General features: G+C 73.8%; 21 protein-coding genes and 1 pseudogene. 18 read left to right on the forward strand and 4 right to left on the reverse strand.

All coding sequences use genetic code 11. The features are described from left to right. Positions 1-100: 100 nt before the first annotated feature. The 5 genes from ACZ7G1_RS15585 (at position 101) to ACZ7G1_RS15605 (ending at position 7,479) form a co-directional block, all read left to right on the forward strand. Positions 101-2,326 (forward strand): alpha-N-acetylglucosaminidase, encoded by a 2,226-nt coding sequence (locus tag ACZ7G1_RS15585; protein ID WP_470874693.1) that lies wholly within the window; start codon positions 101-103, stop codon positions 2,324-2,326. Positions 2,327-2,523: 197 nt separating this feature from the next. Next, positions 2,524-3,873, forward strand: a complete 1,350-nt coding sequence (locus ACZ7G1_RS15590; protein ID WP_470874692.1) for an FAD-dependent oxidoreductase — start codon at positions 2,524-2,526, stop codon at positions 3,871-3,873. Between the two features lie 275 nt (positions 3,874-4,148). Further along, on the forward strand, positions 4,149-4,799 hold the full coding sequence (locus tag ACZ7G1_RS15595; RefSeq protein WP_470874690.1) for a helix-turn-helix transcriptional regulator: 651 nt from the start codon (positions 4,149-4,151) through the stop codon (positions 4,797-4,799). After that, complete coding sequence (locus ACZ7G1_RS15600; RefSeq protein WP_470874688.1) at positions 4,799-5,452, forward strand: Pvc16 family protein; 654 nt, start codon at positions 4,799-4,801, stop codon at positions 5,450-5,452. The genes ACZ7G1_RS15595 and ACZ7G1_RS15600 overlap by 1 nt, the downstream gene beginning before the upstream one ends. Then, positions 5,449-7,479 carry an ATP-binding protein gene (locus tag ACZ7G1_RS15605; RefSeq protein ID WP_470874687.1) on the forward strand — a complete coding sequence of 677 codons (2,031 nt, stop codon included), beginning with the start codon at positions 5,449-5,451 and terminating at the stop codon, positions 7,477-7,479. The genes ACZ7G1_RS15600 and ACZ7G1_RS15605 overlap by 4 nt, the downstream gene beginning before the upstream one ends. A 71-nt stretch (positions 7,480-7,550) precedes the next feature. Here the strand turns inward: ACZ7G1_RS15605 and ACZ7G1_RS15610 are convergent, their stop codons facing one another. Continuing rightward, positions 7,551-9,146: a peptidoglycan-binding protein gene (locus ACZ7G1_RS15610; protein ID WP_470874686.1), complete on the reverse strand. Its 1,596-nt coding sequence runs from the start codon at positions 9,144-9,146 to the stop codon at positions 7,551-7,553. 348 nt (positions 9,147-9,494) lie between these two features. Here ACZ7G1_RS15610 and ACZ7G1_RS15615 point away from each other — a divergent pair, with 348 nt between their 5' ends. The 4 genes from ACZ7G1_RS15615 to ACZ7G1_RS15630 all read left to right on the forward strand — a co-directional run bounded on the left by ACZ7G1_RS15615 (position 9,495) and on the right by ACZ7G1_RS15630 (position 12,153). Next, positions 9,495-11,075 carry a phage tail sheath subtilisin-like domain-containing protein gene (locus ACZ7G1_RS15615; RefSeq protein ID WP_470874684.1) on the forward strand — a complete coding sequence of 527 codons (1,581 nt, stop codon included), beginning with the start codon at positions 9,495-9,497 and terminating at the stop codon, positions 11,073-11,075. 66 nt (positions 11,076-11,141) lie between these two features. Next, complete coding sequence (locus ACZ7G1_RS15620) at positions 11,142-11,585, forward strand: phage tail protein (protein ID WP_470874682.1); 444 nt, start codon at positions 11,142-11,144, stop codon at positions 11,583-11,585. After that, complete coding sequence (locus ACZ7G1_RS15625) at positions 11,585-12,004, forward strand: hypothetical protein (RefSeq protein ID WP_470874680.1); 420 nt, start codon at positions 11,585-11,587, stop codon at positions 12,002-12,004. Before ACZ7G1_RS15620 ends, ACZ7G1_RS15625 begins: the two co-directional genes overlap by 1 nt. Beyond that, entirely contained in the window at positions 12,001-12,153 is a 153-nt protein-coding gene (locus ACZ7G1_RS15630; RefSeq protein ID WP_017242135.1) for a DUF6760 family protein, read from the forward strand. Before ACZ7G1_RS15625 ends, ACZ7G1_RS15630 begins: the two co-directional genes overlap by 4 nt. 582 nt (positions 12,154-12,735) lie before the next feature. Here ACZ7G1_RS15630 and ACZ7G1_RS15635 read toward each other — a convergent pair. Continuing rightward, positions 12,736-13,926 carry a hypothetical protein gene (locus tag ACZ7G1_RS15635; protein WP_470874678.1) on the reverse strand — a complete coding sequence of 397 codons (1,191 nt, stop codon included), beginning with the start codon at positions 13,924-13,926 and terminating at the stop codon, positions 12,736-12,738. Positions 13,927-14,682: 756 nt separating this feature from the next. Continuing rightward, complete coding sequence (locus ACZ7G1_RS15640) at positions 14,683-14,862, reverse strand: hypothetical protein (protein ID WP_470874677.1); 180 nt, start codon at positions 14,860-14,862, stop codon at positions 14,683-14,685. A gap of 182 nt (positions 14,863-15,044) precedes the next feature. Here ACZ7G1_RS15640 and ACZ7G1_RS15645 point away from each other — a divergent pair, with 182 nt between their 5' ends. From ACZ7G1_RS15645 to ACZ7G1_RS15685, 9 genes and pseudogenes are all read left to right on the forward strand, one after another. After that, the gene (locus ACZ7G1_RS15645) at positions 15,045-15,482 is read left to right on the forward strand and encodes a phage tail protein (RefSeq protein WP_367826902.1); all 438 of its coding nucleotides are present in this window, start codon (positions 15,045-15,047) and stop codon (positions 15,480-15,482) included. Between the two features lies 1 nt (position 15,483). After that, a complete protein-coding gene (locus ACZ7G1_RS15650) occupies positions 15,484-16,224 on the forward strand; it encodes a CIS tube protein (RefSeq protein ID WP_470874674.1) in 741 nt (246 codons plus the stop codon). Continuing rightward, positions 16,221-18,035, forward strand: coding sequence for a VgrG-related protein (locus ACZ7G1_RS15655; protein ID WP_470874672.1), 1,815 nt, complete (start codon positions 16,221-16,223; stop codon positions 18,033-18,035). Before ACZ7G1_RS15650 ends, ACZ7G1_RS15655 begins: the two co-directional genes overlap by 4 nt. A gap of 13 nt (positions 18,036-18,048) precedes the next feature. Further along, positions 18,049-18,447, forward strand: a complete 399-nt coding sequence (locus tag ACZ7G1_RS15660; protein WP_470874671.1) for a GPW/gp25 family protein — start codon at positions 18,049-18,051, stop codon at positions 18,445-18,447. 6 nt (positions 18,448-18,453) lie between these two features. Further along, positions 18,454-20,439, forward strand: coding sequence for a putative baseplate assembly protein (locus tag ACZ7G1_RS15665; protein WP_470874669.1), 1,986 nt, complete (start codon positions 18,454-18,456; stop codon positions 20,437-20,439). Next, on the forward strand, positions 20,436-21,005 hold the full coding sequence (locus tag ACZ7G1_RS15670; protein WP_470874667.1) for a phage tail protein: 570 nt from the start codon (positions 20,436-20,438) through the stop codon (positions 21,003-21,005). The genes ACZ7G1_RS15665 and ACZ7G1_RS15670 overlap by 4 nt, the downstream gene beginning before the upstream one ends. Positions 21,006-21,010: 5 nt before the next feature. Further along, positions 21,011-22,222, forward strand: a complete 1,212-nt coding sequence (locus ACZ7G1_RS15675) for an NADase-type glycan-binding domain-containing protein (protein WP_470874666.1) — start codon at positions 21,011-21,013, stop codon at positions 22,220-22,222. A 55-nt stretch (positions 22,223-22,277) separates the two neighbouring features. Then, the gene (locus ACZ7G1_RS15680; protein ID WP_470874664.1) at positions 22,278-22,904 is read left to right on the forward strand and encodes a TetR family transcriptional regulator; all 627 of its coding nucleotides are present in this window, start codon (positions 22,278-22,280) and stop codon (positions 22,902-22,904) included. A 64-nt stretch (positions 22,905-22,968) separates the two neighbouring features. Next, positions 22,969-25,046 (forward strand): annotated as a pseudogene (locus ACZ7G1_RS15685) (HelD family protein). On the opposite strand, the gene ACZ7G1_RS15690 reads toward ACZ7G1_RS15685, so the two are convergent. After that, positions 25,043-25,447, reverse strand: coding sequence for a hypothetical protein (locus ACZ7G1_RS15690; protein WP_470874662.1), 405 nt, complete (start codon positions 25,445-25,447; stop codon positions 25,043-25,045). The pseudogene ACZ7G1_RS15685 and the gene ACZ7G1_RS15690 overlap by 4 nt on opposite strands. Between the last annotated feature and the right edge of the window lie 68 nt (positions 25,448-25,515).

The raw sequence follows: 25,515 nt of genomic DNA on the forward strand, positions 1-25,515 counted from the left end.
GATGAGGTCGGCCGGTTCCCGGCTGCGCTTGCGTGGCCGGGAGCGAGGGGCGTCGGAGAGTGGGGCGCACGACGCCCTTCCCCTTCGAGCAGGGAGCCCTATGGCCACTCGTCCGGCCCTTCGATGCCGTCACGCCCTCGCCGTCGCGGCGCTGACCGCCGTGACGGCGGCGGCGCCCGGCGCGCTGTCCCCGCGGGGCGACCTCGCCTCCGCCGCCGCGCCCGCGTTCGATCCGGCGCCCGCGCGGATGGCCTTGCAGCGCCTGCTGCCCTCCAGGGCCGCGCAGTTCACGCTCGTGCCGGTCGAGGAGCCGGATTCCGGTGCTTCGTTCTCGGTGTCCGGCGAGGCAGGCGCGATCCGGGTGCGGGGGACCTCGCCCGCCACGCTGCTCGCCGGCGTGGGCTGGTACCTGGAGCGGGTCGCCGGGGTCGACATCGGTTGGCCGGGCGACAGCGTCGAGCGGCTGCCCACCACGCTGCCTGCCGTGGACGGCACGCTCACCCGGTCCGCCTCCGTGCCGCACCGCTACGCGCTCAACGACACCGACGAGGGGTACTCCGGCGCCTACCGGGACTTCGACGCCTATCGGCACGACATCGACGTGATGGCCCTGCACGGCGTGAACGAGGTGTTCGTCCCCACCGGCGCCGAGTACGTCTCCTACCAGACGTTCCAGGAGTTCGGCTACGGCGCGGCGGAGTTGCGTGGGTGGATCCCCGGCCCCGCCCATCAGGGCTGGTGGCTGCTGCAGAACCTGTCCGGCTTCGCGGGTCCGGTGTCCGAGCAGCTGATCGAGGCCCGTGCGACGCTGGGCAGCCGGATCGCCTCGCACCTGCGCTCCTTGGGCATGACGCCCGTGCTGCCGGGGTTCTTCGGTACGGTCCCCCCGGGTTTCGCCGCCCGGAACCCGGGCGCGGTGACGGTGCCGCAGGGCAGGTGGGTGGGGTTCGACCGGCCGGACTGGCTGGATCCGACGGGGCCGGTGTTCGACCGGCTGGCCGCCGCCTACTACCGGGTCCAGCGGCGACGGTTCGGCGAGAGCGACATGTTCAAGATGGACCTGCTGCACGAGGGCGGCAGGTCGGGTCCGGTCGATGTGGCGCGGGCCGCCGGGGCCGTCCAGCGGGCGCTCGAGGTGGCGCATCCCGACGCGACATGGGTGATGCTCGGCTGGCAGCGCAACCCGGGCACAGAACTCCTGAGCGGCGTGGACCGGCGCCGGGTGCTCATCGTCGACGGTCTGTCCGACCGGTACGACGGCCTCGACCGCGAGGCGCAGTGGGGCGGCACACCGTACGCCTTCGGGTCGATCCCCAACTTCGGCGGCCATACGACCCTGGGCGCCAACACCGGGGTGTGGGCGGACCGTTTCCACGCGTGGCTGGCGAAGCCCGACAGCGCGCTGCGCGGGATCGCCTACCTGCCGGAGGGCACCGGCGGCAACCCGGCCGCCTTCGACCTGTTCGCCGAACTCGCCTGGCAGCCGGGGCCGGTCGACCACCGGGCCTGGTTCGCCTCGTACGCCGCCCGTCGCTACGGCGGCGCCGACCCGCACGCGGCCGCCGCCTGGGAACAGCTCCGGCGCGGCCCGTACAGCGGCCGCCCGGGCACGTGGAGCGAGCCGCAGGACAGCCTCTTCGCCGCCTGGCCGAGCCTGACGACGGCGAGGGCCGCGCGCTGGAGCCCGCCGGGCATGCGCTACGACGCCGACACCGTGGAGCGCGCGCTCGCGGAGCTCCTGCGGGTGGCGCCCGAGCTGCGGGCCACGGACGCGTACCGCTTCGACCTCGTGGACGTGGCACGGCAGGCGCTCACCAACCGCGCCCGCGTCCTGCTCCCCCGTATCAGGACCGCGTACGAGGCCCGGGACCTCGCGGCCTTCCGGGCGCTGGTACGCGAATGGGGCGACGACGAGGAACTGCTGGCACGGCTCGTCGGCGCCGACCGGCGGTTCCTGCTCGGGCGGTGGCTGGCCGCCGCGCGGTCCTGGGGGACGGACCCGGCCGAGCGCGACCGTCTCGAGTACGACGCCCGCTCGATCCTCACCACCTGGGGCGACCGGGTGCCGAGCGAGACGGCCGGCCTGCACGACTACGCCAACCGCGAGTGGGACGGGCTGCTCAGGGACGTCTACGCGCCGCGCTGGGAGGCGTACTTCGCGGGTCTCGACCACGCGCTGGTGACGGGCACGGAGCCGGAGGCGGTCGACTGGTTCGCTCTCGACGACGCCTGGGCGCGGGGCCACGGGAGGTACCCGTCGGAGCCGACGGGCGACCCGGTCGCCCTGGCGGACGAGGTGCGGGCGGCGCTGGCGGCCGCGGGGTGACGTGTGAGCCGTGAGTCCGGGGAGCCGTGCGGCGGGCGGTCCTGGCGGCGTGCGCGGGGCACGTGCGCCGGTAGTGATCCCGTGCGCGGGCCGGTCGGGCGCGTGGGCCGTTGAGGGCGCCGTGCCGCCGCGCCCATGCTGGGGCGGGGCGGGCCGGACGGGGCCGCCGGCTGCGGCATGTGAGCGAGAGGCGAACGATGAAGCGTCTTCCCTGGGGCAGGGCCGTGGTCATCGGCGGCAGTTACGCGGGTCTGGTGACCGCGCGGGTCCTGGCCGACTTCTTCGACGAGGTCGTCGTGATGGAACGGGACCACGTCGACGGGGACACCGGCAGCCATCCGGGATCACCGCAGGGCTACCACGCGCACGCGATGCTCGCGCGGGGCGGGCAGATCCTGGAGAAGCTGTTCCCGGGGCTCCGGGAGGAGCTGCGGAAGGCGGGCGCGCCGGTCTTCGACTACGGCGAGGGGATCGACTTCCTGCTGCCGGGGGGCCACGCTCCCCGGACGCGGACCGGGGTCCGTATCCAGTCGTTCACCCGCGACGAGCTGGAGCGCCGGATCCGCCGGCGGGTGCTCGCCCTGCCGCAGGTCACCCTGATGCCGTCCACGTCCTGCGCCGGGCTGCTGCGGGACGGGAGCGGACGCGTGAACGGAGTGACGTACCGTCAGCAGGACGGGGAGGCGCAGCCGTTCGGTGCGGTGGAGTTGTCCGCCGACCTGGTGGTCGACGCGTCGGGCCGGTCGAGCTCGCTGGAACGGTGGCTGGGCGAGCTGGGGGTCTCCGTACCGGCGAAGCGGACGGTGAAGGCGAAGGTCACGTACACCTCGATGAACTTCGACCGGCCCGATGAGGGGCATCCGGCCTTCTTCATCGCCTATCAGATGCTGTTCGCGCCCCGTGTGTCCCGGGCCGGCGTCCTGTTGGCGGTGGAGGGCGGCCGGTGGACCTGTTCGCTGTTCGGGTTCCAGGAGCAGCCTCCGACGGACGACGCCGGCTATCTGGAGTTCGCCCGGTCGCTCGGCAATCCGCACCTGGCGGAGCAGTTGGCGCGGCGCACGTCCCAGGAGGGCACCCACCGGTACACCAACGCCGACAACCAGTGGCGGCCGTACCACAGCGTGAAGGGGTGGCCGGACCGGCTGATCGCGGTCGGCGACGCCGTGTGCGTCTTCAACCCCGTCTACGGGCAGGGTCTGACCGTCGCCGCCATGGAGGCCGAGCTGCTGCACGGCATGCTCGCCCGGCAGCGGGCGGCGGACCGTACCCCGGACGGCGTGGCCCGCGACTTCCAGCGGCGCGTCGGGCGCATGCTCCTCGCCCCCTGGACGCTGTCGACCAACTCGGATCTGATGTGGGACCCGCGGCAGCGTGCCGCGGGCGCCCGGTTCGCCCACTGGTACAACACGCGGCTGTTCCGGGTCGCCGTGAAGGATCCGGCGGTATGGTCACGATTCGTGCGGGTGGTCAACATGACCGCCTCCCCCGCCGTACTGTTCCACCCGTCGGTCGCGGCGAAGGTTCTGGCCACGGCGTTGCGCGAGTGACGCGGGCCACGTTGCGCGCGGGCGGATGGCGGGTCCTCGAATCGCGGCAGTGAAGCGTTAGTGCGACGCCAGCGGGACGTCAGCGCGGCCCGGGAAGCTGGGAGGGACCACCGTGGCCGGCGCCTCCGGCCACCCACCAGCAGACCCAGGGGGGCCTTCCTCATGCGTTCCGGCCATCGAGCGAGAAGGACCGGCGCGGCTGTCACGCCGGCGGCCCACGGACACACGGCCGCGCCCGGCCGCTCGGAACGAGCACGAAAGAGCGGGTAGACGCAGTGCTCACGACACGGGTGACGGTGTCCGTCCACGCCTCCGACCCGCTCAGCCGGGCCGGCCTCATCAGCCACTTGCGGCACCAGCCGACGATCGACTTCGTGCCCGAGCAGCGCGACGGCTCGGACGACACGCCGTCCGTCGCCGTCATGCTCGCGGACCGCATCGACGAGCCGACCACGGCCGAGCTGCGGCGGCTGCTGCGCGGCCGGGACCAGCGCGTGGTGCTCGTCGCACGCGAACTGCGCGAGCCCGACCTCCTGTCGGTGGTCGAGTACGGGGTACGTGCCATCATCTGGCGCCACCAGGCCACCGAGCAGCGGCTGTTGAGCGCCGTGCACAGCGCGGCACGCGGCGAGGGCGAACTCCCGCCGGACCTGGTCAGCCGTCTCCTCAACCAGGTGGGACGGCTCCAGCGTGCCACGGCCGGGGGAACGGCCGCGGGCGGAACGGCGCCGCTGTTCGGCATGGCGCCGCGCGAGGTGGACGTGCTGCGGCTGCTCGCCGAGGGACTCGACACCCGGCAGATCAGCGAGAAGCTCGCCTACTCCGAGCGCACGGTGAAGAACATCCTGCACGCGCTGATGACCCGACTCCAGCTCACCAACCGGGCGCATGCCGTCGCGTACGCGCTCCGCGAAGGCTACATCTGATGATCCACGAGATCGACGAGGCCCTGCGCGGCCTGCTCGCGCCCGCCGTCACCGGCGACATCGCCTTCGACGCGCCGACGCGCGACTGGGCGGCCCGCCGCAACGCGCCGACCCTCAACGCCTATCTGTACGACATCCGCGAGGACGTGGCCCGGCGGGAGCGCGGCGCCACCGCCGAACGCGACGCCCACGGGATCGTCACCCGCAAACGCCAGCCGCCCCGCTGGTTCCGGCTCTCCTACCTCGTGACGGCCTGGACCTCGCGCCCCGAGGACGAACACCGCCTGCTCTCCGGCGCGCTGGCGCTCCTGCTGCCGCACGAAGTGCTGCCCGACGGCGCCGTGCCTGAGTCGGTGCGCCGGATCAGCGCGGCCCTGCCGATCACCGTGGCCGTCCCGCCGGCGGAGTCGCGTTCGCTCGCGGACATCTGGTCGGCGCTCGGCGGCGAACTCAAGCCGTCCCTCGACGTCGTGATCACGACCCCGTTCCCGGTCACGCCGTCGTACGCGGTGGCGCCACCGGTCACCGAGGCCGAGATCGTGGTGCGCGGGGCCGACGGGGTCCCCGGAGACGCCAGACCGCGGATCGTGCGGCGGCCGATCGGCTCGGGGCCGGGGACGACCGGGATACCCGAGGAAGCAGGTGCGGTGTGAGCCGGGACGGAGCCCTGGAGGCGCTCGGCGCGCTGCGCGCGCGGGTCGCCGCGCTCGTGGACGCCCGCAGCGCGGGCGATCCGACGGCGGGCGATCCGCTGCGCGGCCTGTACGTCACGGCGGAGACGGCCCGCCGGATCGCGGCGGAGCCCGCGGCGGGCACCACCGCCGACGCGGCCGTGACGGCCGGCGGCGCCGACACGCCGCTGTCCGCCGATCCCGGATGGGACCGGCTCGCCGAGCTGGCCGGGGCGTTCGGCCTCGCCCCGCTCGACGTCCGCATTCTCGTGGCGGCCCTCGCCCCCGATGTGGACCGGGGGTTCGAGGCGCTGTACGGCTACCTCAACGACGACGTCGGCAGACGTCGCGCCACCGTGGCGCTGGCTCTCGACCTCGCGGGCACCGGCCCCTTCGACTCCTCGGCCCGTGACCGTTTCCATCCGGCGGCGCCGCTGCGCTCCGGCGGCCTCCTTGAGGTGGAGGACGAGGAACGTCCGTTGCCGGGAAGGGCGTTGCGCGTGCCGGAGCGGGTGGTGGCCCATCTCCTCGGGGACGACGGCCGCCTGGACGCCGGACTCCTCGGAGCCGGGGTGGAGCTGCTGGAGCCCGAGCCGGGCCCGGCCGACGCGCCCGGCTCTCCGGGCGTGGGAGCGTCGTCGATCGGCGCGCGTGTCGCCGTGGCGGGGCCCGTCACCGTCCATGTGCGTGAGCGTGTTCCCGGCGCCGCCGCCGATGTCGTGGTGACGGCGCTGCGGGGCGCCGGGCGGCCCGTGCTGCGGTACCGGCCGGAGTCGGCGGACGCGGCGGCGGGGCGGGCGCTGGTGCGGGAGGCCCGGCTGCGTGGGGCGGCGGTCGTCGTGGAGCCGCTGCCGCCGGAGCCGGGGCCGCTGGTGCGGGCCCTGGCCTCGCGGGGCGCGACGGTCGTCCTGGCGGGTACCGACGCGCCGGATCCCCGGTGGGCGCCGGAGGCCGAGATGCTGGCGCTGGAGATGCCGGACGAGGCGTTGGGCGCGGCCGGTCTTTGGCAGGGCGAACTCGACGGCATGGAACGGGACTTCGATCTGGACGAGGCGACCGCCCCGTACCGGCTGAATGCCGACCAGGTGCGGCGGGCGGCCCGTTCGGCACGGGCGCTCGCCGCGTTCGAGGGGACGGGGCTGACGCGCGCGCAGGTGCAGCGGAGTGCGCGGCTGGTGTCGGCGCCGCTGCTCGACAGCCACGCGCGGCGGATCCGGCCGGCCGTCGGGTTCGCCGATCTCGTCCTGCCCGAAGAGCCGTTGGGGATGCTGCACGAGCTGACCGCTCGGGCACGTCATCGGGACCGGGTGCTCGGCGAGTGGCGGCTGCGGACCGGCGGCGGTCGGGGACGCGGTGTCGTCGCGCTGTTCGCCGGGGAGTCGGGTACGGGAAAGACGCTCGGCGCGGAGGTCGTGGCGGGTGAACTGGGCCTGGACCTCTATGTGGTGGACCTGTCGTCGGTCGTCGACAAGTACGTCGGGGAGACCGAGAAGAACCTGGAGCGGATCTTCGCCGAGGTGGACCGCACGGACTGTGTGCTGCTCTTCGACGAGGCGGACGCGGTGTTCGGGAAGCGCTCGGAGGTGAAGAGCTCGCACGACCGGTACGCCAACCTGGAGAGCGCGTACCTGCTCCAGCGTCTTGAGGCGTTCGCCGGGATCGCGGTGCTCACGACCAATCTCCGGGCGAACATCGACGAGGCGTTCACCCGTCGTCTCGACCTCGTCGTCGAGTTCCCGTTCCCGGACCCCGAGCAGCGGGTCTCACTGTGGAACTCCTGCCTGGCCGGTACGCCGAAGGCGGAGGACGTGGCGGAGGAGATCACGCGCTGCGCGAAGGAGTTCGAGCTCGCGGGCGGTGCGATCCGCTCGGCGGCGGTGACGGCCGGCTACCTGGCCGCCGCGCGCGGTTCGGCCGTGACCGGCGAGGACGTACGGGCGGGGGCGCGGCGCGAGTACCGGAAGGCGGGGCGGCTCGTGCCGGACGCGGCGACGCCCTGGGCTCCGTAGGCGCTGGATGCGGCGAGGGGGCCACCCGTGGCGGGTGGCCCCCTCTGTCGTGGGGACGGGTCGGCGTCAGGTCACTTCACGCTGCCGCCGACCATCTTCTTGAGCGTGGCGGCGTCGACGGTGCCGGTGGCGGGCAGTCCGACGGCGGACTGGTAGTCCTTGATGTGGCCGGCGACCTGGTCGGTGTACTTGCTGGTCTTCGCCGACTTGGTGCGGAAGTAGTCGATGCCGTACTGGGCGTTCGTGCGGGCCACCTCCAGGTCGTGGTCGTCGAACTCGCGGCTCATCGCCCACCAGAAGGCCGCCATCACCTGGGTGGTCTGCCAGTTGGTGGAGCCGTACTTCACCTGGTCGGCCCTGACGCCCTGGACCCAGAGCGAGGTGAGGGTGGCCCGGCCGAGGGTGCCCTCCTCGTCCGTCTCGAAGATGGCGGCGGAGTTCCTGCCGTTCTGGACTCCGTCGTTGTAGACGGCCCACTGGTAGCAGACGAGCGAGTTACGGGTCGCGGTGTCGATGACCCCGCGCGTCCAGCCGGGCTTGAGGTCGCAGGCGTTGTCGAGAGCAGCGAGGCGCTCCTGGGCGTACTCGACGACGAGGTCCCTCGGGTAGCCCTGGCGCCACGGCGGCACCGGCTGCGGTTCGGCGGGGGGCGCCGGGGGCGCGGGGTCGGTGCCGGGCTCGGTCGGCGTACCGGGGTCCTGGCCGCCGCCACCCCCGCCGCCCGTCGAGCCGCCGCCGCTGCCGCCCTGGCCGCCGTCGCCGGCCGGCGGCGGGCCGCCGTCCGCGGGCGGGGGGCCGCCGGGCGTGGGGCCGCCCGGGGTGGGTCCGCCGCCGGGCGGTGGCGGTGCGGTGGGCAGTGCGTCGCCGTCGCCCTGCGGCGCCGGTCTGGGTGCGCCGTTGGTCTGGGCTTCCTTCGCGGCGCTGACGATCTTCGGCGAGAAGTTGAACCACAGCACGAGGAAGGCGATGACGGCGGTGAGGAGCAGGCCGCCGACCACGACGAGCCAGTTCCCGAAGACCGGGCGCTGGTCGAAGGTGGCGTCGAGGTCGAGGGCGGTGTCGTCGCCGGCGCGCCGCACGGCGACGGTGAACCGGTGCGACTCCTCGCTCCCGGTCCACCGCACGGCCTGCGGCCGCACCACGAGTTCGCCGAAGGCGGCGCGGCCCGGGGCGATCTGCACGGCGTTCGGCCGCACGTCGAAGGTGAGCCGGTTCGCCTCGTCGCGGACGACGAGGGAGGCGGTCAGCGGCGTGTTGCCCAGGTTGTCCACGGCGATCCGCGCGCGTCCGCGGAAGCGGCCGAAGAGGGCGGGCGGCAGTACTTCGGCGCGCGTCTCGGTGAAGGGCGTGACGGTCAGCCTGCCCTCCAGCACATCGCGTGCCGCGGGGTTCTCGCGCGGGTCGACGCGCACCCCGTAGGCGATCGGTCCCGCTTCCACGTCCGAGGTGCGCGGCGGTGCGAACGAGATCTCGGCGGTCCCCTCGCTCCCCGGGTACAAGCGCAGGACGTCCGGCTCCACCCGCGCCCAGCCCGAGGGTTTCCCGACGAGCGAGAGCCGGTACTCCTCGACGGTGTCCCCGGTGTTGCGTACGCGCAGCCGGGCGGAGGTCCGGGCCCCTGGCTCGACTGTCACGTCGGCCGGGTCCAGAGAGGTCCACATGGTCATGAGCGCAGGCTAGGGGCGCGGGGGCAGTCCCCGGCTGCCCGAAAGTACCCGCTCGGGGGCAGTCCGGCCTGCCCGCGTGCCCGTGGCGCGCGTACGGCCCGCGGGCAGGAGCACAGCACGGACGGCGCCCGGCCCGCAAGCCCCCTCCGGGCGGCGGGACGTTCGGGCAGTTCGGGCTGCCCTCGTGCCCGCCCGTTCACTCCTCCTGCCCCCACCGGCCGTCGGGGGAGAGTCGACGGTGTCGGAGCGCCCTGCCGCGACGACGCCCGACGCCCGTGCCCCGGCCGTGCACCGCCACGCCCCGGCGGAGCACGGCCGACCGACCCCATCAGCGAGGAGCTACCGACCGTGCCCACCTATCTGTCCCCCGGTGTCTACGTCGAGGAAGTCGCCGGCGGATCCCGCCCCATCGAGGGCGTCGGGACCTCCGTCGCGGCGTTCGTCGGCCTCTCGCCGACCGGACCGCTGAACGAGCCGGTGCTCGTCACCAACTGGTCGCAGTACGTGGCGTCGTTCGGGGACTTCACGGACGGGTACTACCTGGCCCACTCCGTGTACGGGTTCTTCAACAACGGCGGCAGCGCCGCGTACGTGGTGCGGGTCGGCGGCGGGGACGCGGAAGGGGCGACGCGGGCCGTCGGGGCGGCCGCGGCGGCCGTGCCCGAGCCGGTGGCCGGGGAGGCCGTGGCGCTCGGCACGTTCCGGGTCGCGGCGATCGCGGCCGGGACCGAGGCCGGTGGCGCGCTCACCGTCGAGGTGCAGGACGTCGAGGGCGAGGCCGAGCGGTTCAAGCTGGTCGTCAAGGACGGCGAGAAGGTCGTCGAGAGCTTCGACGCGTCGGCGAAGAAGAGCGCGCGCAACTACGTCGTCGCGCAGGTCAAGCAGCGCTCGAAGACCATCGTCGTCGAGGAGGCCGCGGCCGGCACGCAGCTCGCGAAGCCCGACGCCCAGTCCGTGACCCTCGCCCCGCCCGCGCAGGTTCCCGCGCAGGCGGCGCGGCGGGACGGCGAGCCCGCCGCGCTCGAGTCGGGCCGGTTCATCGGCGACTCGGCCGACCGCACCGGCTTCGGCGGCCTGGAGGCGTACGACGAGATCAACATGGTGGCCGTGCCCGACCTGATGGCCGCCTACCAGCAGGGGCTCATCGACATCGAGCAGGTCAAGGCCGTGCAGCTCGGTCTGATCGCGCACTGCGAGATGATGGGCGACCGGATGGCGATCCTCGACCCGCCGCCGTCGCTCAACGCGCGGGACATCCGCAAGTGGCGCCAGGAGATCGCCGGTTACGACTCCCGGTACGCGGCCCTCTACTACCCGTGGATCAAGGCCTTCGACCCGGCGAGCGGCCAGACCCGGACGGTTCCCCCGTCGGGCCACATGGCCGGCGTCTGGGCCCGCAACGACTCCGAGCGCGGTGTCCACAAGGCCCCCGCCAACGAGATCGTGCGCGGCGCCGTCGACCTGGAGCTCCAGATCACCCGCGGCGAGCAGGACCTGCTCAACCCGATCGGCGTGAACTGCATCCGGGCGTTCCCCGGCCGGGGCATCCGGGTGTGGGGCGCGCGCACACTGGCGTCCGACCCGGCCTGGCGCTACCTGAACGTCCGCCGCTACTTCAACTACCTCGAGGAGTCCATCCTCGTCGGTACCCAGTGGGTCGTCTTCGAGCCCAACGACCAGTCGCTGTGGGCCCGTATCCGCCGCAACATCTCGGCGTTCCTCGTCAACGAGTGGCGTCAGGGCGCGCTGTTCGGGCAGCGCGCCGAGGACGCCTTCTACGTGAAGTGCGACGCGGAGACCAACCCGCCGGAGTCGGTCGACCTCGGCCGCGTGGTCTGCGAGATCGGCATCGCCCCGGTCAAGCCCGCCGAGTTCGTCGTCTTCCGCCTCGCCCAGTTCCAGGGAGGCGGCGGCGAACTGGAGGAGTAGTCCTCCGCGCCCCGCCCTTCCCGCCCTCCCCCAGCCCGACCCTTCTCATGAACAGGAGTGAACCGCATGTCCCTCGACACCGGTGACGCCCTCACTACCCACAACTTCGGCCTCCAGATCGACGGCGTCATGGTCGAGACCCTCCAGGAGATCAGCGGCCTCTCGATGGAGCAGGACGTCATCGAGTACCAGCAGGTCTCGGCGGACGGCAAGCCGATCATCAAGAAGCTCCCCGGCGTGAAGAAGGCCGGCGAGTGCACGGTGACCCGCGGCGCCACCCAGTCCGCCGCCTTCACCGAGTGGATCTCGGCGTCCATCGCCGGCGACATGGGCTCGGCCCGCAAGGACGCCTCGATCATCTTCCTCGACTACCAGCTCAACGAGGTCAAGCGGTACAACCTCCGCAACGCCTGGTGCACCAAGGTCGAGCTGGGCGCCACCAAGGCCGGCGACGCCGCCGCCCTGACCGAGCAGGTCACCATCACCTTCGAAGAGCTGACGCTCGGCTGATGCGACGCGAAGGATCGGCGGGAGCGCCGCACGACCGCGCACACGAACCGCTGCGCACGGAGTTCGAGTTCGAGCTGCCCCGCGGCTTCGTCGACGAGGCCGGCACCGTCCACCGCAACGGCGCGATGCGGCTCGCCACCGCCAGGGACGAGCTGCTTCCGCTCCGGGACATCCGGGTCCGCGAGAACCCGGCCTACCTGTCCGTCGTCCTGCTCGGCCGGGTCATCACCCGGCTCGGCACGCTCCCGTCGGTCCACGACGGCACGGTGGAGAACATGTTCGCCTCCGACCTGGCCTTCCTCCAGGACTTCTACCGGCAGATCAACGCGGAGGGCCACACCCGCGCCGCCGTCGCCTGCCCGCACTGCGAGCAGTCCTTCGAGGTCGAACTGGCCGGGAGCCGCCTGGGGGAATCGTGACGTACGCGGTCGACCGCATCGAGGAGGAGACCGCGTACCTCGCCTTCCACTTCCACTGGGGCATGGACGACATCCTCGACCTCGAGCACGCGGACCGCCGCAGGTACGTGGCCCAGGTCGCCTCGCTCGTCGAGCGGTCACAGGCGTAACAGCACTACGGACAGCAGTGGTTCAGAAGGGAGGCCGGAGACGGTGGGCATGTTCGAGAAGTGGCGCGGCCGCAGGTCGCACGACACGGAGGCACCGGCGGTTCCGGCCCCCGCCGCCCCCGCGGCGGCACCCGGGGACGCCTGGCTGTCCCTTCCGCCCGTCCAGCGCGTGCTCGACACCCCCCGCCCCATCTCCGAGCACGGCTTCGCCGCCTCCCTCGCCACCCACTGGAACCCGTCCTTCCACACCGACCTGGGCCACGGGGCCCTGCCTGACGCGCCCGCCGGGGTCCTGCTCGACGCGGTACGGACCGTGCAGCGGTCGGCCTCCAAGGACGACGACCTGCCGGGCCTGCGGCTCCCCGTGGCCGTGGCAGCCTCGACACCGGCCCCCGCTGGTGCCGCGCCCGCTCTCGTACGGGGTGCCGTCGCGCCCGGCGTGCCTGCGCCGACCGGCGCGTCGCCGTCGTCGCCGTCCGTGGCTCGGGCCGTGCAACGTGCGGCAGGGGTACGGGGCTCCAGCGCGGCCGGCGCGGGCGGGAGCGGCCTCGGGGCGGGGGCCCCGACCGGCGGCACCAGGTCTCAGGACCCGGTCCGGCCCACGCCCGTGCCGCGGTCGCCGCTGGTCTCCGCCCGGCCCGTCGAACCGTCTCGCCGCCTCGTCCCGGCCGGTGCCGCCCGGACCGCGGCCCCGACCACGCCTGGTGCGGCAAGCGTCCAGCGCTCGGCCGCCACGGCGCCCGCCCATGTCGCGGCGACGCCCTCCGGCACGCCCGACACCGCCGTACCGGAGCCTTCGGCCTCCGGACGGCCCCAGAACGTCCCGGGTCCCGGTTCCCCCGCCGGGCCCGGGACTCCACCGGGCAGCGCGCTCGACGCGCCCGTGCAGCGCCGGCCCCAGGTGCGGCGCTCCCGGCGCGCACCGGGCGCCGACTGGACGACGACGGCGTCCGCGCCGCCTGCACCTGCACCTACACCTACCTCAGCTGCTGCGGCCCCGGCCGCTGCGCCGACCTCGGCGTCGACGTCTGCGCCGACCTCGGCCGCCTCGGCCGCGCCTGCCTCAGTCGCGGCCCCAGCCCCGACCTCGGCCCCGCCTTCTGCTCGGGCTTCGGCCCCTGCCCCTGTTCCCCCTGCCCCCGCTGTCCCGGCCCCTGCCGCGCCCCCGGCACCCACGTCGGCCTCTGCCCCGCCGGTCGGTGCGGCACCGGCCCCACCCTCGGTGCAGACTGCCACGCCTCGCGCTTCCGCCCGCCCTTCGGCGCCGGTGCCGCCGAGTTCCTCCGTGTCCCCGGCACCTCCGGCGAACCCGGCGGCCCGCCCCGGCCTCGGGGCTCCCGTGCAGCGCGCCACCGACGACAGCACCGGCGCCGCCCAGACCCCCGCGCCTCGCGCGACCCCGGCTTCGCGGCGCTCCCCCATCGGGGCGCCGATCAGCCGGGCGTCCGCGATGCCGGACGCCGCCGCGCCCGTCAAGGCGGCGGCCACCCCGGTCGTCCCCCAGGCAGGGCCGGCGCGTTCGGCGGCGCCCGCGGCCGGCCGCGTAGCGGAGCCGGAGCACGTACAGCGTGCCGCGAAGGCGGCGGACTCCTCCGGGCCGATCGCTGCGCGCGGCCAGGACGCGCCGGTGACGGCTCGTACCCCGTCGACGACGAACCCGACCGCTCCCCAGGCCGTCCGGCCGGTCGCTTCGGTGACCGCGGAGTCGTCGGCGGCCTCTGCCGGACCCGCCCTGCCGGCGGTACAGCGCGCCGATGCGCCGGTTCCGCTCACGCCGCCGGCCAAGCCCGGCGCTGTCGTGGGCCCGCAGGCTCGCGAATCCGAGGCTCCGGCCGTACAGCGGGCTTCCTCCGCGCCGATGCCCCCGCGAGCGCACGCGCCCCAGGACCCCACGGTCCAGCGCGCGCCCTCCGCGCGCCCCGCCGCGACCTCGGCCAAGCCCGCCACGCCGACGCCTCCGCAGGGCCACGCACCCCAGGTCCCCGCCGTCCAGCGCCCCGCCGCCGCGCCCACGGCGCCCCCGGCCACGCGCGAACCGTCAACCGCCTCGGGAGCACCCACTCCGGTGTCACCCGCTCCGGCAGCACCCCCGCTTCCCACTGTGCAGCGCCGGACGCCGTCCAACGCCCCCGCGCACCCGGCTCCCGCGCGCCCGGCCCCCGCCGCCCCGGCAACGGCCGGCGTCACCGTCATCGGCGTCCCCAGGGCCACCGCTCCCCCGGTACAGCGCCGCGCCACGCTTCCTCTCGCCACCACCCGGCCGCTCGCGCCGAGCGTCGCCGACACGGCGAACGCGCCGGTGGCCCCCCGTACCGCCGGCAATCCCGCTGTCCCGCTCTCCCGTCCCACCTCCGCTCCGAACGTGCAACGGAGCCCCGCCGCAGCCGCATCCGCATCCGCCGGCACGGGCACGGGCGCATCGCACCCCGTGGTGCCTCTCGCCCCGCCCGCCGCCGTACGCCCCGTGGCCCGCCCCGTCGCCGTAGCCGTCCAGCGGCAGAGCGCGTCTGAGCCGGCCCCCGTACCGGCTCAGGCCGTGGCGCCGAGCGTGCCCGTGGTGACCCCGGCCCCCGTGCAGAAGACGGCGGCGGCCCCGGCTCCCCGTCCGCCGCGACCGGTCACGGTGACGCGTACGGCGGCGCAGGCGGCGCCGGCCGTGCAGCGGACCGCGTCCGGCGGTGCGGGGGCGTCCGAGGCGGAATCGCCCACGCAGTTGGACGAGTTGGCGCGGCGGCTTGTGACGCCGCTGTCGCGGCTGTTGCGCGCGGAGTTGCGCGCGGACAGGGAGCGGGTGGGTCGTCTGAGAGACCACGGCCACTAGACGGCGTCGCCGTATCCCGCCGTATCCGCGCTGCACCCACACCCACACCGACTACCGAGAGATCCGCATCATGCCCACGCAGTTGGACCCCGCATCCACCGTCTTCTTCAAGTTGACGATCGACGGGCAGGACCTGGGCCTGTTCAACGGTTGTGACGGGCTGTCGTCGGAGGTGGAGGTGGAGCAGCGGCAGGAGGGTGGGAACAACGGGTTCGTGTGGCAGTTGCCGACGCGGGTGACGTTTTCGACGATTCGGCTGACGCGGCCGTTGACGCCGGACACAGCGAAGGTGGCGGCGTGGATCTCGTCGTTGGCGACGGGCATCACGCGGCCGACGGCGCAGATCGCGGCGTTGCGGGCCGATGGGTCGGTGGTGGCGCAGTGGGGTCTGGTGGAGGTGCTGCCGGTGCGGTGGACGGGGCCGACGTTGGATCCGGCGAGTCCGGCGGTGGCGACGGAGTCGCTGGAGATCGCGCATCACGGGTTCACGGACGCGGGGGGCGCGTGAGATGGCGTCGCTCATGGGGGCGTTGGCGGCGCGGGGTCTGTCGCGCGCTTCGTTGTCGATTCATCAGCCGCCGACGGATCTGGGCGGGTCGATGGGTGGCCGGATCGGTGAGGTGAAGTTCCAGTTCAATCCGAACCAGTTGCAGTTGAGCCGGTCGGCGAACTGGCACACGGAGCCGGCGGTGGCGTACACGCGGGGGGCGCCACCGAAGTTCACGGGCAGTGAGCCGGCGCAGTTGCAGCTCGAGGTGTTTCTGGACCGGTCGGACGATCCGTCCTCCAACGATGTGCAGCAGCAGGTGGAGTTGTTGTTGTCCTGCTGTGAGGTGACCCAGCAGAGCATCGGTGCGAAGGCGCCTTCGCCGCCGTGGGTGCAGTTCTCGTGGGGGTCGTTCTCGACGGTGCAGTTCGTCGCGTATGTGACGTCCGTGTCGGCGACGTACACCTTGTTCAGTCCGAGCGGTATGCCGATCCGGGCCACGTGCTCGCTGTCGTTGACCGAGGTCGCCACGGCGACCAAGAAGCAGAATCCGACGTCCGGTGCGCTGTCGGCGCGCCGGGCGCACCGCACGGTCGCCGGGGATTCCCTGGCGTCCCTCGCGTGGCGGGAGTACGGGGACGCGACGCGTTGGCGGGTGATCGCCGAGGCGAACGGCATCGACGATCCCATGCGGTTGCGTCCCGGTACGGAACTGCTGCTCCCGTCCACCACCGATACGCCGGAGACCCAGGGCGCCTCATGAGCGAGAAGACCTTCACCACCGTCCTCCATGTGCAGTTGGACGGCACGCCGTTGCCGGACCCGTTGGCGGTCCGGCTGACCGAGGGGTGGGTGGACGCCAGTGTCAACGTGCCGTCCGCCTTCCAGCTGACGTTCAGCGACAAGGACGGCACCCTCACGCAGAAGTTCCCGTACCTCAAGGTGGGTGCGATGGCGGTGCTTTCGCCGTTCACCGACGGCCGGCTCGGCGAGCCGATGCTGACCGGGGAGGTGACGGCCGTCGAGGTGGACGCCGCCCCGGGGCACGGCAGGTATCTGATCCTGCGGGGTTACGACCCCGGGCACCGGCTGCTGCGCAACCGGCGGGTCGAGGGCTATCCGAACATGACGGCGTCGGACATCGTGCGGAAGCTGGCGGGTCTGAACCGGATTCCGCTGGGGAAGGTGGACGCGACGCCGACGGTGTACGAGCTGGCGACGCAGCCGAACATCACGGACTGGGACTTCCTGTCGCGTCTGGCGCGGGAGAACGACGTCCGGCTGTCGTTGGACACGGCGGGCCGGCTGGTCTTCGCCGCGCTGCCGCCCGCGTCGTCCGCGCCGGCCGACACGACGCCGGCGGCGCAGAGTCCGTACGTGCTGGATTTCGGGTCCAACACCCTGCACAGCCGGGTGTCGGTGACGGCCGCCGGGCAGGTGGGGAAGGTCGACGTACGGGGCTGGGATCCGCGGACGAAGCAGGCGCTTTCGGCGCCGACGCCGGCGGTGGCGAGTCAGGACATCGTCTCGGACATCACTCCGGCGCAGTTGTCGGCGCCGTTCGGTGCGGCCGAACTGGCCTCGACCGGCACGCCGTTCACGACGCAGTCGGAGGTGGCTCAGGCGGCGAAGTCCCTGGCCGACGATGTGACCGGTTCGTTCGCGGAGGTGGAGGTCGCGGTCACGGGCAATCCGGCGCTGAAGCCGGGACAGCCGGTGGCCGTGAAGGGGGCGGGGTTCCCGTTCGAGGGCCGTTACACGGCGACGGGGGTTCGTCATGTCTTCGCTTCGGGGCGGCAGTTCACGAGCTGGCTGACGGTGTCGGGGCGGCAGTTCCGTTCGCTGTACGGGACGGCTTCCGGTGGCGGTGAGCCGGCGCCGCCGATGCCGGGTGTGGCGGTCGCGCTGGTCACGAACACGAAGGACCCGTTGTCGCTGGGCCGGGTCCGGCTGCGGTTCCCGTGGCTCTCGGCGACGTACGAGAGCGGCTGGTGCCGGGTGGCGCAGCTCGGCGGGCGCGGGGGCGGCGGGCTCGTCCTGCCCGAGGTGGACGACGAAGTGCTGTGCGCCTTCGACCGGGGTTCTCTCGAGCACCCGTACGTGCTGGCGGGTCTGTACAACGGTGTCGACCGGCACACGCCGTCGACCGACCGGGTGCCGCCGGTGGATCCGACGAGCGGGCGGGTGCAGTGGCGTGCGCTGACTTCGCGTACGGGTCACACGGTGGAGCTGCGCGAGGACGGCGGCCGGACGCGGGCCTCGCACGGCATCCGGCTGCGCACCGGGAAGGGTTCGCTGAGCATCGAGCTGAACGAGGCGCGGACGACCCTGACGGTGGACAGCGACGGGACGGTCACGATCTCGGGTGCGCGGGGTGTGACGGTGGAGTCCGGGATGGATCTGACGCTGTCGGCCGCGGGGAAGATCCGGATGAACGCGGGGCTCGGTGTGGACATCAAGGCCGGGGCGAAGTTCAAGGTGTCGGCGGTGACGCAGGCCGTCGTCAACGCGCCGTCGTTCGTGACGGCGACCATCCCGATGCCCAACCCCGTGCTGGCGAACCTGCCGTTCTGAGGAGGACTTTCCGTTGAGTGAGCACTTCGTCGGTGCGGGCTGGGCCTTCCCGCTGCGGACCGGGCCGAGTGGGTCCATCGCCCTCGTGCGGCGTGACCGAGAGATCGAGGAGTCGATGCGGCTGGTCCTCGCGACGGCGCCGGGCGAGCGGCCGATGCGGCCCGAATTCGGATGCGCGGTACACGAGTTGGTGTTCGCTCCGGTCAACGACTCGACGATGGGCCGGGTGCGGCACGAGGTGATGGCCTCGCTCGACCGCTGGGAGCCGCGCATCGAGGTGGAGGACGTCACGGTCGCCCCGGCGCCCATGGAGCCGACCACGCTGTACATCGACGTCCGTTACCGGGTGCGCGGCGCCAACAACCCGCGCAACCTCGTCTTCCCCTTCTACGTCATCCCCTCCGAGGACTGAGCATCCATGGCCCTGCCCGCACCCCATCTAGACGACCGTCGTTTCCAGCAGTTCGTCGACGACGCCAAGCGCTACATCCAGCAGGCGTGCCCCGAGTGGACCGACCACAACGTCTCGGACCCGGGCGTGACGCTGGTCGAGGCCGTCGCACACATGGCGGACCAGCTCGTCTACCGGCTCAACCGGGTCCCGGAGAAGAACCACCTGGCCTTCCTCGACCTGCTCGGCGTGACGCTCTTCCCGCCCGCCGCGGCCCGCGCCGACATCACGTTCCGGCTGTCCGCGCCGCAGCCCGAGCCGGTGCTGCTGCCCACCGGTACGGAGGTCTCCACGGGGCGGACGGAGACGGAGGAGGCGGTCGTGTTCGCGACGACGGCCGATCTGACCGTCGTGCCCTGTTCGTTGACCCATGTGCTGCGCCAGGAGTCCGGGGGCGCGCCCGAGGACCGGTCGCAGGACGTCCTCGGCGGCGAGGACGTCTCCGTGTTCTCCGCGCTGCCGCAGGTCGGCGACGTGCTGCTGCTCGGTCTCTCGGCGGCGGTGCCTGACTGTGTGCTCGTCCTCGACCTCGACAGCCGGGTGGACGGTGTCGGTGTGGATCCGCGGCGGCCGCCGCTGGTGTGGGAGGCGTGGACGGCGTCCGACGGGTGGGTGGGTTGCGAGGTGGACGAGGATTCCACGGGCGGGCTCAACCGGCCGGGCGAGGTGGTCCTCCACATGCCGTCCGGGCACGTGTCCTCGCGTCTGGGCGGTCATGAGGCCGGCTGGGTGCGGTGCCGGGTGGTGACGCCGGTCGAGGGGCTGCCGTCGTACAGCGAGTCGCCGACCGTGCGGGCCGCCGGGGCGTTCACCATCGGCGGTACGGTGCGGGCGGCGCACGCGGAGGCGGTGCGCGACGAGACGCTCGGCGAGTCGGAGGGCGTCCCGGGGCAGCGGGTGCGGCTCGCGCACGCGCCGGTCGTGGACCGGCCGCCGCTGCTGCTCCAGGTCGCCGAGCGGGCGGACGGCGCGGACGAGGAGGATCCGGAGGCCGGCTGGCAGGAGTGGACGGCCGTCCGCGACTTCGCCTCCTCGCGCCCCGGCGACCGGCACTACACCCTGGACGCCACCACCGGCGAGATCGCCTTCGGCCCGTCCGTACGCCAACCGGACGGCACGCTGCGGCAGTTCGGAGCCGTACCGCCCAAGGGGGCGGCGATCCGGGCGCTCCGGTACGGCACCGGCGGCGGCCGGGCGGGGAACGTGGCCCGCGCCACGATCACCGTGCTCCGCAGTTCCATCCCCTACATCGCCCGGGTCGAGAACCGGGAGGCGGCGCGGGGCGGCGTCGACGGGGAGACCGTCGAGGAGGCCAAGGCCCGCGCGCCCATCACCCTGCGGGCCCAGGAGCGGGCCGTCACCGCCCGCGACTACGAGGAGCTGGCGCGGAGGGCCGCGCCCGAGGCGGCGCGGATCGCCTGCCTGGCGGCGGACGCGGCCGAGGCGGGTGACAACGCGGTGCGCGTGCTCGTGGTGCCGCAGGCGGTGCCCGACCGGGGCGGCCGGCTCCGTTTCGAGCAGCTCGTGCCCGGCGAGGAACTCCTCACGCGGGTCACGGGTTTCCTCGACGAGCGGCGGCCCCTCGGCACCCGGCTGGCCGTCGGGCCGCCCTTCTACCAGGGCGTGACGGTGGTCGCGACGCTGCACTCCTTCCGGGCGGCCGAGGCGGAGCGGGTACGGGCCGAGGCGCTGGACGCGCTGTACGCCTACCTGGACCCGCTGACCGGCGGCGCGCACGGCGAGGGGTGGCCGTTCGGGCGCCCGCTGCGCGCCGGTGAGGTGTTCGCCGCGCTCCAGCGGGTGCCGGGCGTGGAGCTCGTGGACGAGGTGCTGCTGCACCCGGCCGACCCGCTGACCGGCCGCCGGGGCGACACGACCGACCGGATCGAGCTGGCGCCCTCCGCGCTGCTCTTCCCGTTCGACCACCGCGTCCGCGTGATCGAGGCGCGGTGAGCGGCTCCGCCCGGGGTACGGTCCCGGGGCTCGCGACCCCGCACCCGCTGGGGGCCGCGCTGCCCGCCGTCTACGCCGAGGACGATTTCGGGCAGCGGTTCGTGAGCGGCCTGGACGTCGTCCTCGCGCCGCTCTTCAACGTCCTTGACTCCCTTGAGGCGTACTTCTCGCCCGCGCTCGCGCCCGCCGACTTCGTCGACTACCTCGCCACCTGGGTGGGCGCGGAGATCGACGGCTCCGAGCCGCTGCCACTGCGCCGCCACGCCGTCGCCACGGCCGTCGCGCTGCACCGCGTCCGCGGCACCCGGCAGGGTCTCGCGGCGGCGGTCCGGCTGGCGTTCGGCGTCCCCGCGGAGATCACCGAGAGCGGCGGCGCCACCTGGTCCGCCGGCCCGCTCGGCCCCTTCCCCGGGACTCCCGTGGCCGGGCTGCACGTCACCCTCCGCGTCGCCGACCCCGCCTCCGTCGACCCCCACCGGCTGCGTGCCGTCGTCGCCGCGGCCCGCCCCGCCCACCTGCCGTTCACGGTCTCGGTGACCGCACCCCGTACCTCCGAAGGAGCCTGACCCCCATGAGTGACGTCCCCCAGACCCGCCCCTGCCCGGACTGCGCGAGCCCGGTGCGCACGGTGGACCAGTCGTTCTGCGACAGTTGCGGAGCGTTCCTGCGCTGGGACACCCCGGCGGCACCGGCAGCCGACACCGCCGGCTCCGGCAGCACGGGGGCGGCGGAGCCCGCCGAGCCGCCGGTGACGCCGGTGACGCCGGAAGCTCCGAGGGTTTCGGATGCGGACGCTACGGTCCCGGCGGCCACGCCTCCCGACACCCCCGCCGGCTCCGAAGAGGTCACGGCCCCGCTGCCGGCCGTGGAGGCCGAAGTAGGGGCAGAGGCGGAAGCGGAGGCGCGGGATCAGGCGCCCGAGGGGCCGGCCGGCGACGGCCCGTCGGACACCGTCGTACGCGCGCTGCTCGTCCCCGTGCCCGGCAACCGGCCGGCCGAGCCGGCGGTCGCCGCGCCGGTGCTGCCCGCGCGTCCCGAGGCGGCGCGGCCGGTGGCCCGAGCGGCGGAGGCGCCCGCGCCGGTGCAGGGCGGCACGCCGTGTCCGGCCTGTTCGCTGGCGAACACGCCGGGACGCCACTTCTGCCGCTTCTGCGCGACCCCGATGGTCCCGGAGCGGCTCTCCGACGCCGAGGGCCCCTACGCGGGCCGGCGTCCGGGGCTCGCCCGGGACCGCAGCCGGTGGATCGTCCGGGCCCTGATCGCCACGGCGGTCGTCGGCGTGGTCGTCGGCGGGGTGATCGGCGGCCCACCGGCCGCGCGGGCCGTCCAGGACCACTTCGCCACCCGGGTACCGGCGCACCCCGTCTCCTGGACCGCCTCGCACTCGGCGCCGAAGCGGGACCCGAAGCTGGCCGGCGACGGCTACTCCAACACCTGGTGGGGCACGGGCTACGCCGGTGACTCGGCGGGACAGTGGCTGGAGGCCTCGTTCGCCGAGCCGACCGATCTGCTGAGCCTCCTGATCACGCCCGGCAGCTCGAAGAACACCACCCAGGCGGACGGTCAGGCGACCCCCCGCACCTTCGATCTCGTCGTGCGGGACTCTTCCGGCGAGACACACGTCTCCCACCACCGCATCAACGACGGCGGCACCCAACGTGTCGACTTCCGCGTCCGCGACGCGCTCTCCGTGCGCCTGGTCCTGGGCACGGCCTGGCGGGCCGATCCGCGCAAGCAGGTGGCGGTCGCTGAGCTGGAGTTCTTCGGGCGGTCGGTGTCGTGACGCTGCGCCGTTGAGGCGAAGCTCCCGTGGAAGGTCACGTCGTAGGGTGCTCGGTATGGGTGAGACGGGTGAGCCGGGCGGGTTGCGGGAGCGCAAGAAGCGGCAGATGTACGCGCGGTTGTCGGATACGGCGATCGGGATGTTCATGGAGAGGGGTTTCGAGGAGGTGACGGTCGCCGATGTGGCGGCGGCCGTCGAGATCTCGAAGCCGACGCTGTTCCGGTATTTCCCGTCGAAGGAGGACCTGGTCCTGCACCGGTTCGCGGATCACGAGGGCGAGGCCGCGAGGGTGGTGGCGGAGCGGCCTGACGGGGTCTCAGCGCTCGATGCGCTGCGGGGGCATTTCCTGGACGGGCTTGCCCGGCGTGATCCGGTGACGGGCCTGAACGACGAGGAGCCGGTGCTCGCCTTCCATCGGCTGGTGTACGGGACGCCGTCGGTCGTGGCGCGGCTGCACGCGTTCGTGGAGCGGAACGAGGAACTGCTCGCCGAGGCGCTGGGGGGCGGGGTGGAGGCGCGGCTCGCCGCGGGGCAGGTCGTCGCCGTTCAGCGGGTGCTCGCGAGGGAGAACTGGCTTCGGATCACCGGGGGCGCCGGTGCGGACGCGCTTCTTCCGGAGGCGGTCGCCGTGGCTTCGGCAGCGTTCGAGCAGCTCGGCGTCGGGGTGGCCCTGCTCGCCTGAGGTCCGCACACCGAGAATACATTACTGAGTTACATATTTCACCGAGTTGCGTTACTGTGCCTGCATGCCACAGTCCGACTCCTTACTCCGTGATGCCCTCGACCAGGAACGCGCCCACCACGACGCCTGTCGCACCGCACTGACCGCCATGGTCGACGGCGCCCTGCAGCAGGTCGTCGACGGCCGGAACGCCTCCGCGTCGGGCGCCGACGCCGAAGTGCTCGGTCGTCAGCTCCGCGGCCAGGCGCGGGACATGCGCGAGCTGCCCCCGGGCCCGCTGTTCTTCGGGCGCCTCGACTTCGCCCGCGCGCCGGCGGCCGCGGGCGAACACGCGGGGCAGACGTACCACATCGGGCGCATGCGCATCGCCCGCGATCCCTCGGCGCCGCCGCTGGTGGTCGACTGGCGGGCCCCGGTGGCGCGCGCCTTCTACCAGGCCGGCACCCGCGACCCGCGGGGCGTCGCCGTGCGGCGCCGGTTCGGGTGGTCGCCCGCGGGGCGCGGCGACTCGGCCGATCTGACGGGCATGGAGGACGAGTACCTCGGCGAGGGCGCGCCGGACGGGGGCGGCGGCCCCGGGCACAGCGGCATCGTCGCGGCCGAGATCGAGCGCCCCCGGACCGGGCCCATGCGGGACATCGCCGCGACCATCCAGCCCGAGCAGGACGACCTCGTGCGCGCGGCCTTCGGCGCGTCGCTCTGTGTGCAGGGCGCGCCGGGGACGGGGAAGACGGCGGTGGGGCTGCATCGTGCCGCGTATCTGCTGTACACCCATCCGCAGCGCGTTCAGCGGGGCGGCATGCTGATCCTCGGTCCCCACCGCGCCTTCCTGTCCTACATCTCCGAGGTCCTGCCCGCGCTGGGCGAGACCGGAGTCAGGCAGTCCACGCTCGACGACGAGATCGCCCGCCATCCCGTGCGGGCGGAGGACAGCGCGGAGGCCGCGGCGGTCAAGCACGACGTCCGGATGGCCGAGGTCCTCCACCGCGCGCTGTACGCCCATGTGCGTGCCGACCTGGCGGAGTCGCTGGCGGTTCCGGACGGCTCGTACCGGTGGCGGGTGCCGGCCGACGAGGTGGAGCGGATCGTCAGGGACGTACGTGAGGAGGACCCGGCCTACGCGGTGGGGCGCGAGCGGGTGTGCGTACCCGCCTGATCCGCGCCGAACAGGTACAAGCGGAGCGCCGGGCGGGGCCCCGGTCGCACACCTGGCTGCAGAAGACGTCACGGGCCAGGCCGGTCAGCGCGCTGGTGGACGCCGTCTGGCCCGCCGTACGGCCGGAGCGGATCCTCGGGGAGCTGCTGACGCGGCCGGAGACCCTCGCGGCCGCGGCGGAAGGCCTCCTGGACGCGTCGGAGCAGAACCACCTGCTCCGGGCGGGACGGGGGCGCTCCGCCGGTGCGGCGCGCTGGTCGGCGGCGGACCTGGTCCTGCTCGACGAGCTCGCCGGGCTGATCGAGCGCCCGGAGAGCTACGGGCATGTGGTCGTCGACGAGGCGCAGGACCTGTCCCCGATGCAGTGCCGCGTCATCGCCCGCCGTTCGGCCTTCGCCTCGCTGACCGTGCTGGGCGACCTGGCCCAGGGCACGACTCCGTGGGCGGCCCGCGACTGGCCGGGGCTCCTCGCCCACCTGGCCAAGCCCGGCACCGCCGTCGCCCCGCTCACCACGGGCTTCCGGGTGCCGCGGGCCGTCGCCGAGCTCGCCAACCGGCTGCTTCCCCATCTCGACGTGGACGTGCCGCCGGCCCGGTCCCTGCGCCTCGACGGGCGGGCGACGACCGAGGCCGTGCGCGACACGGCCACGGCGGTGGTGGCGGCGGTGACCAGGGCCGTGGAACGCGAGGGTTCCGTCGGCGTCGTCGCCGCCGACTCCGCCACGGACGCGCTGTGCGCCGCCCTGACGGCGGCCGGTGTCGCCGCGGCCGGGCCCGAGGTCCTCGGGGCACGCGTGTGCGTGGTTCCCGCGACGGCGGCCAAGGGCCTCGAGTACGACCACGTGATCGTCGTCGAACCCGCCGACATCGTCGAGGCCGAGCCCCGTGGCCTGAACCGTCTGTACGTCGTCCTCACCCGGGCGGTGTCGGAGCTCCACATCGTCCACGCGAGGCCCTTGCCGGCGGCCCTCGCGCCGCGAGGCTAGGCGCGCGCGGTGGCGGCTCCCGCCGGACGGGTGGTCAGTATGCGGCCGAGGTCGAGGACGCTGAGGCCGAACATCAGGACGCCCAGCGGGACATGGACCGAGGGCACGCGGGCGATGCCCAGCACGACCTGCACCGAGGCGAGCACGAGGAATCCGGAGGAGTACAGGATCGGGCGGGGGGAGCCGCCACCCGGACGCCAGGCGAGGATCGCGGCGAGGACGTAGAGCATGGTGGCGCCGTACATGACGCGGGCGCCGACGCCGTGGAGGAGTTCGCCGTACGAGGTGGAGAGGAGGAGCCCCGCGGAGACCGCCTGGAGGAAGAGGGTCAGGGTCTGGAGGGCGATCGAGACGCGCAGGAAGGAGTTGCTGCGCTGTGCTGCCGTCGTGATGGTGGCCATGGTGCGGTCCCCTGTTCTGCTGCTTGGCTGTGCGGCTGTCCGGCCGCTCGACTCTTCGACGAAACAGC

It is taken from the genome of Streptomyces sp. NPDC037273, from assembly GCF_055603625.1.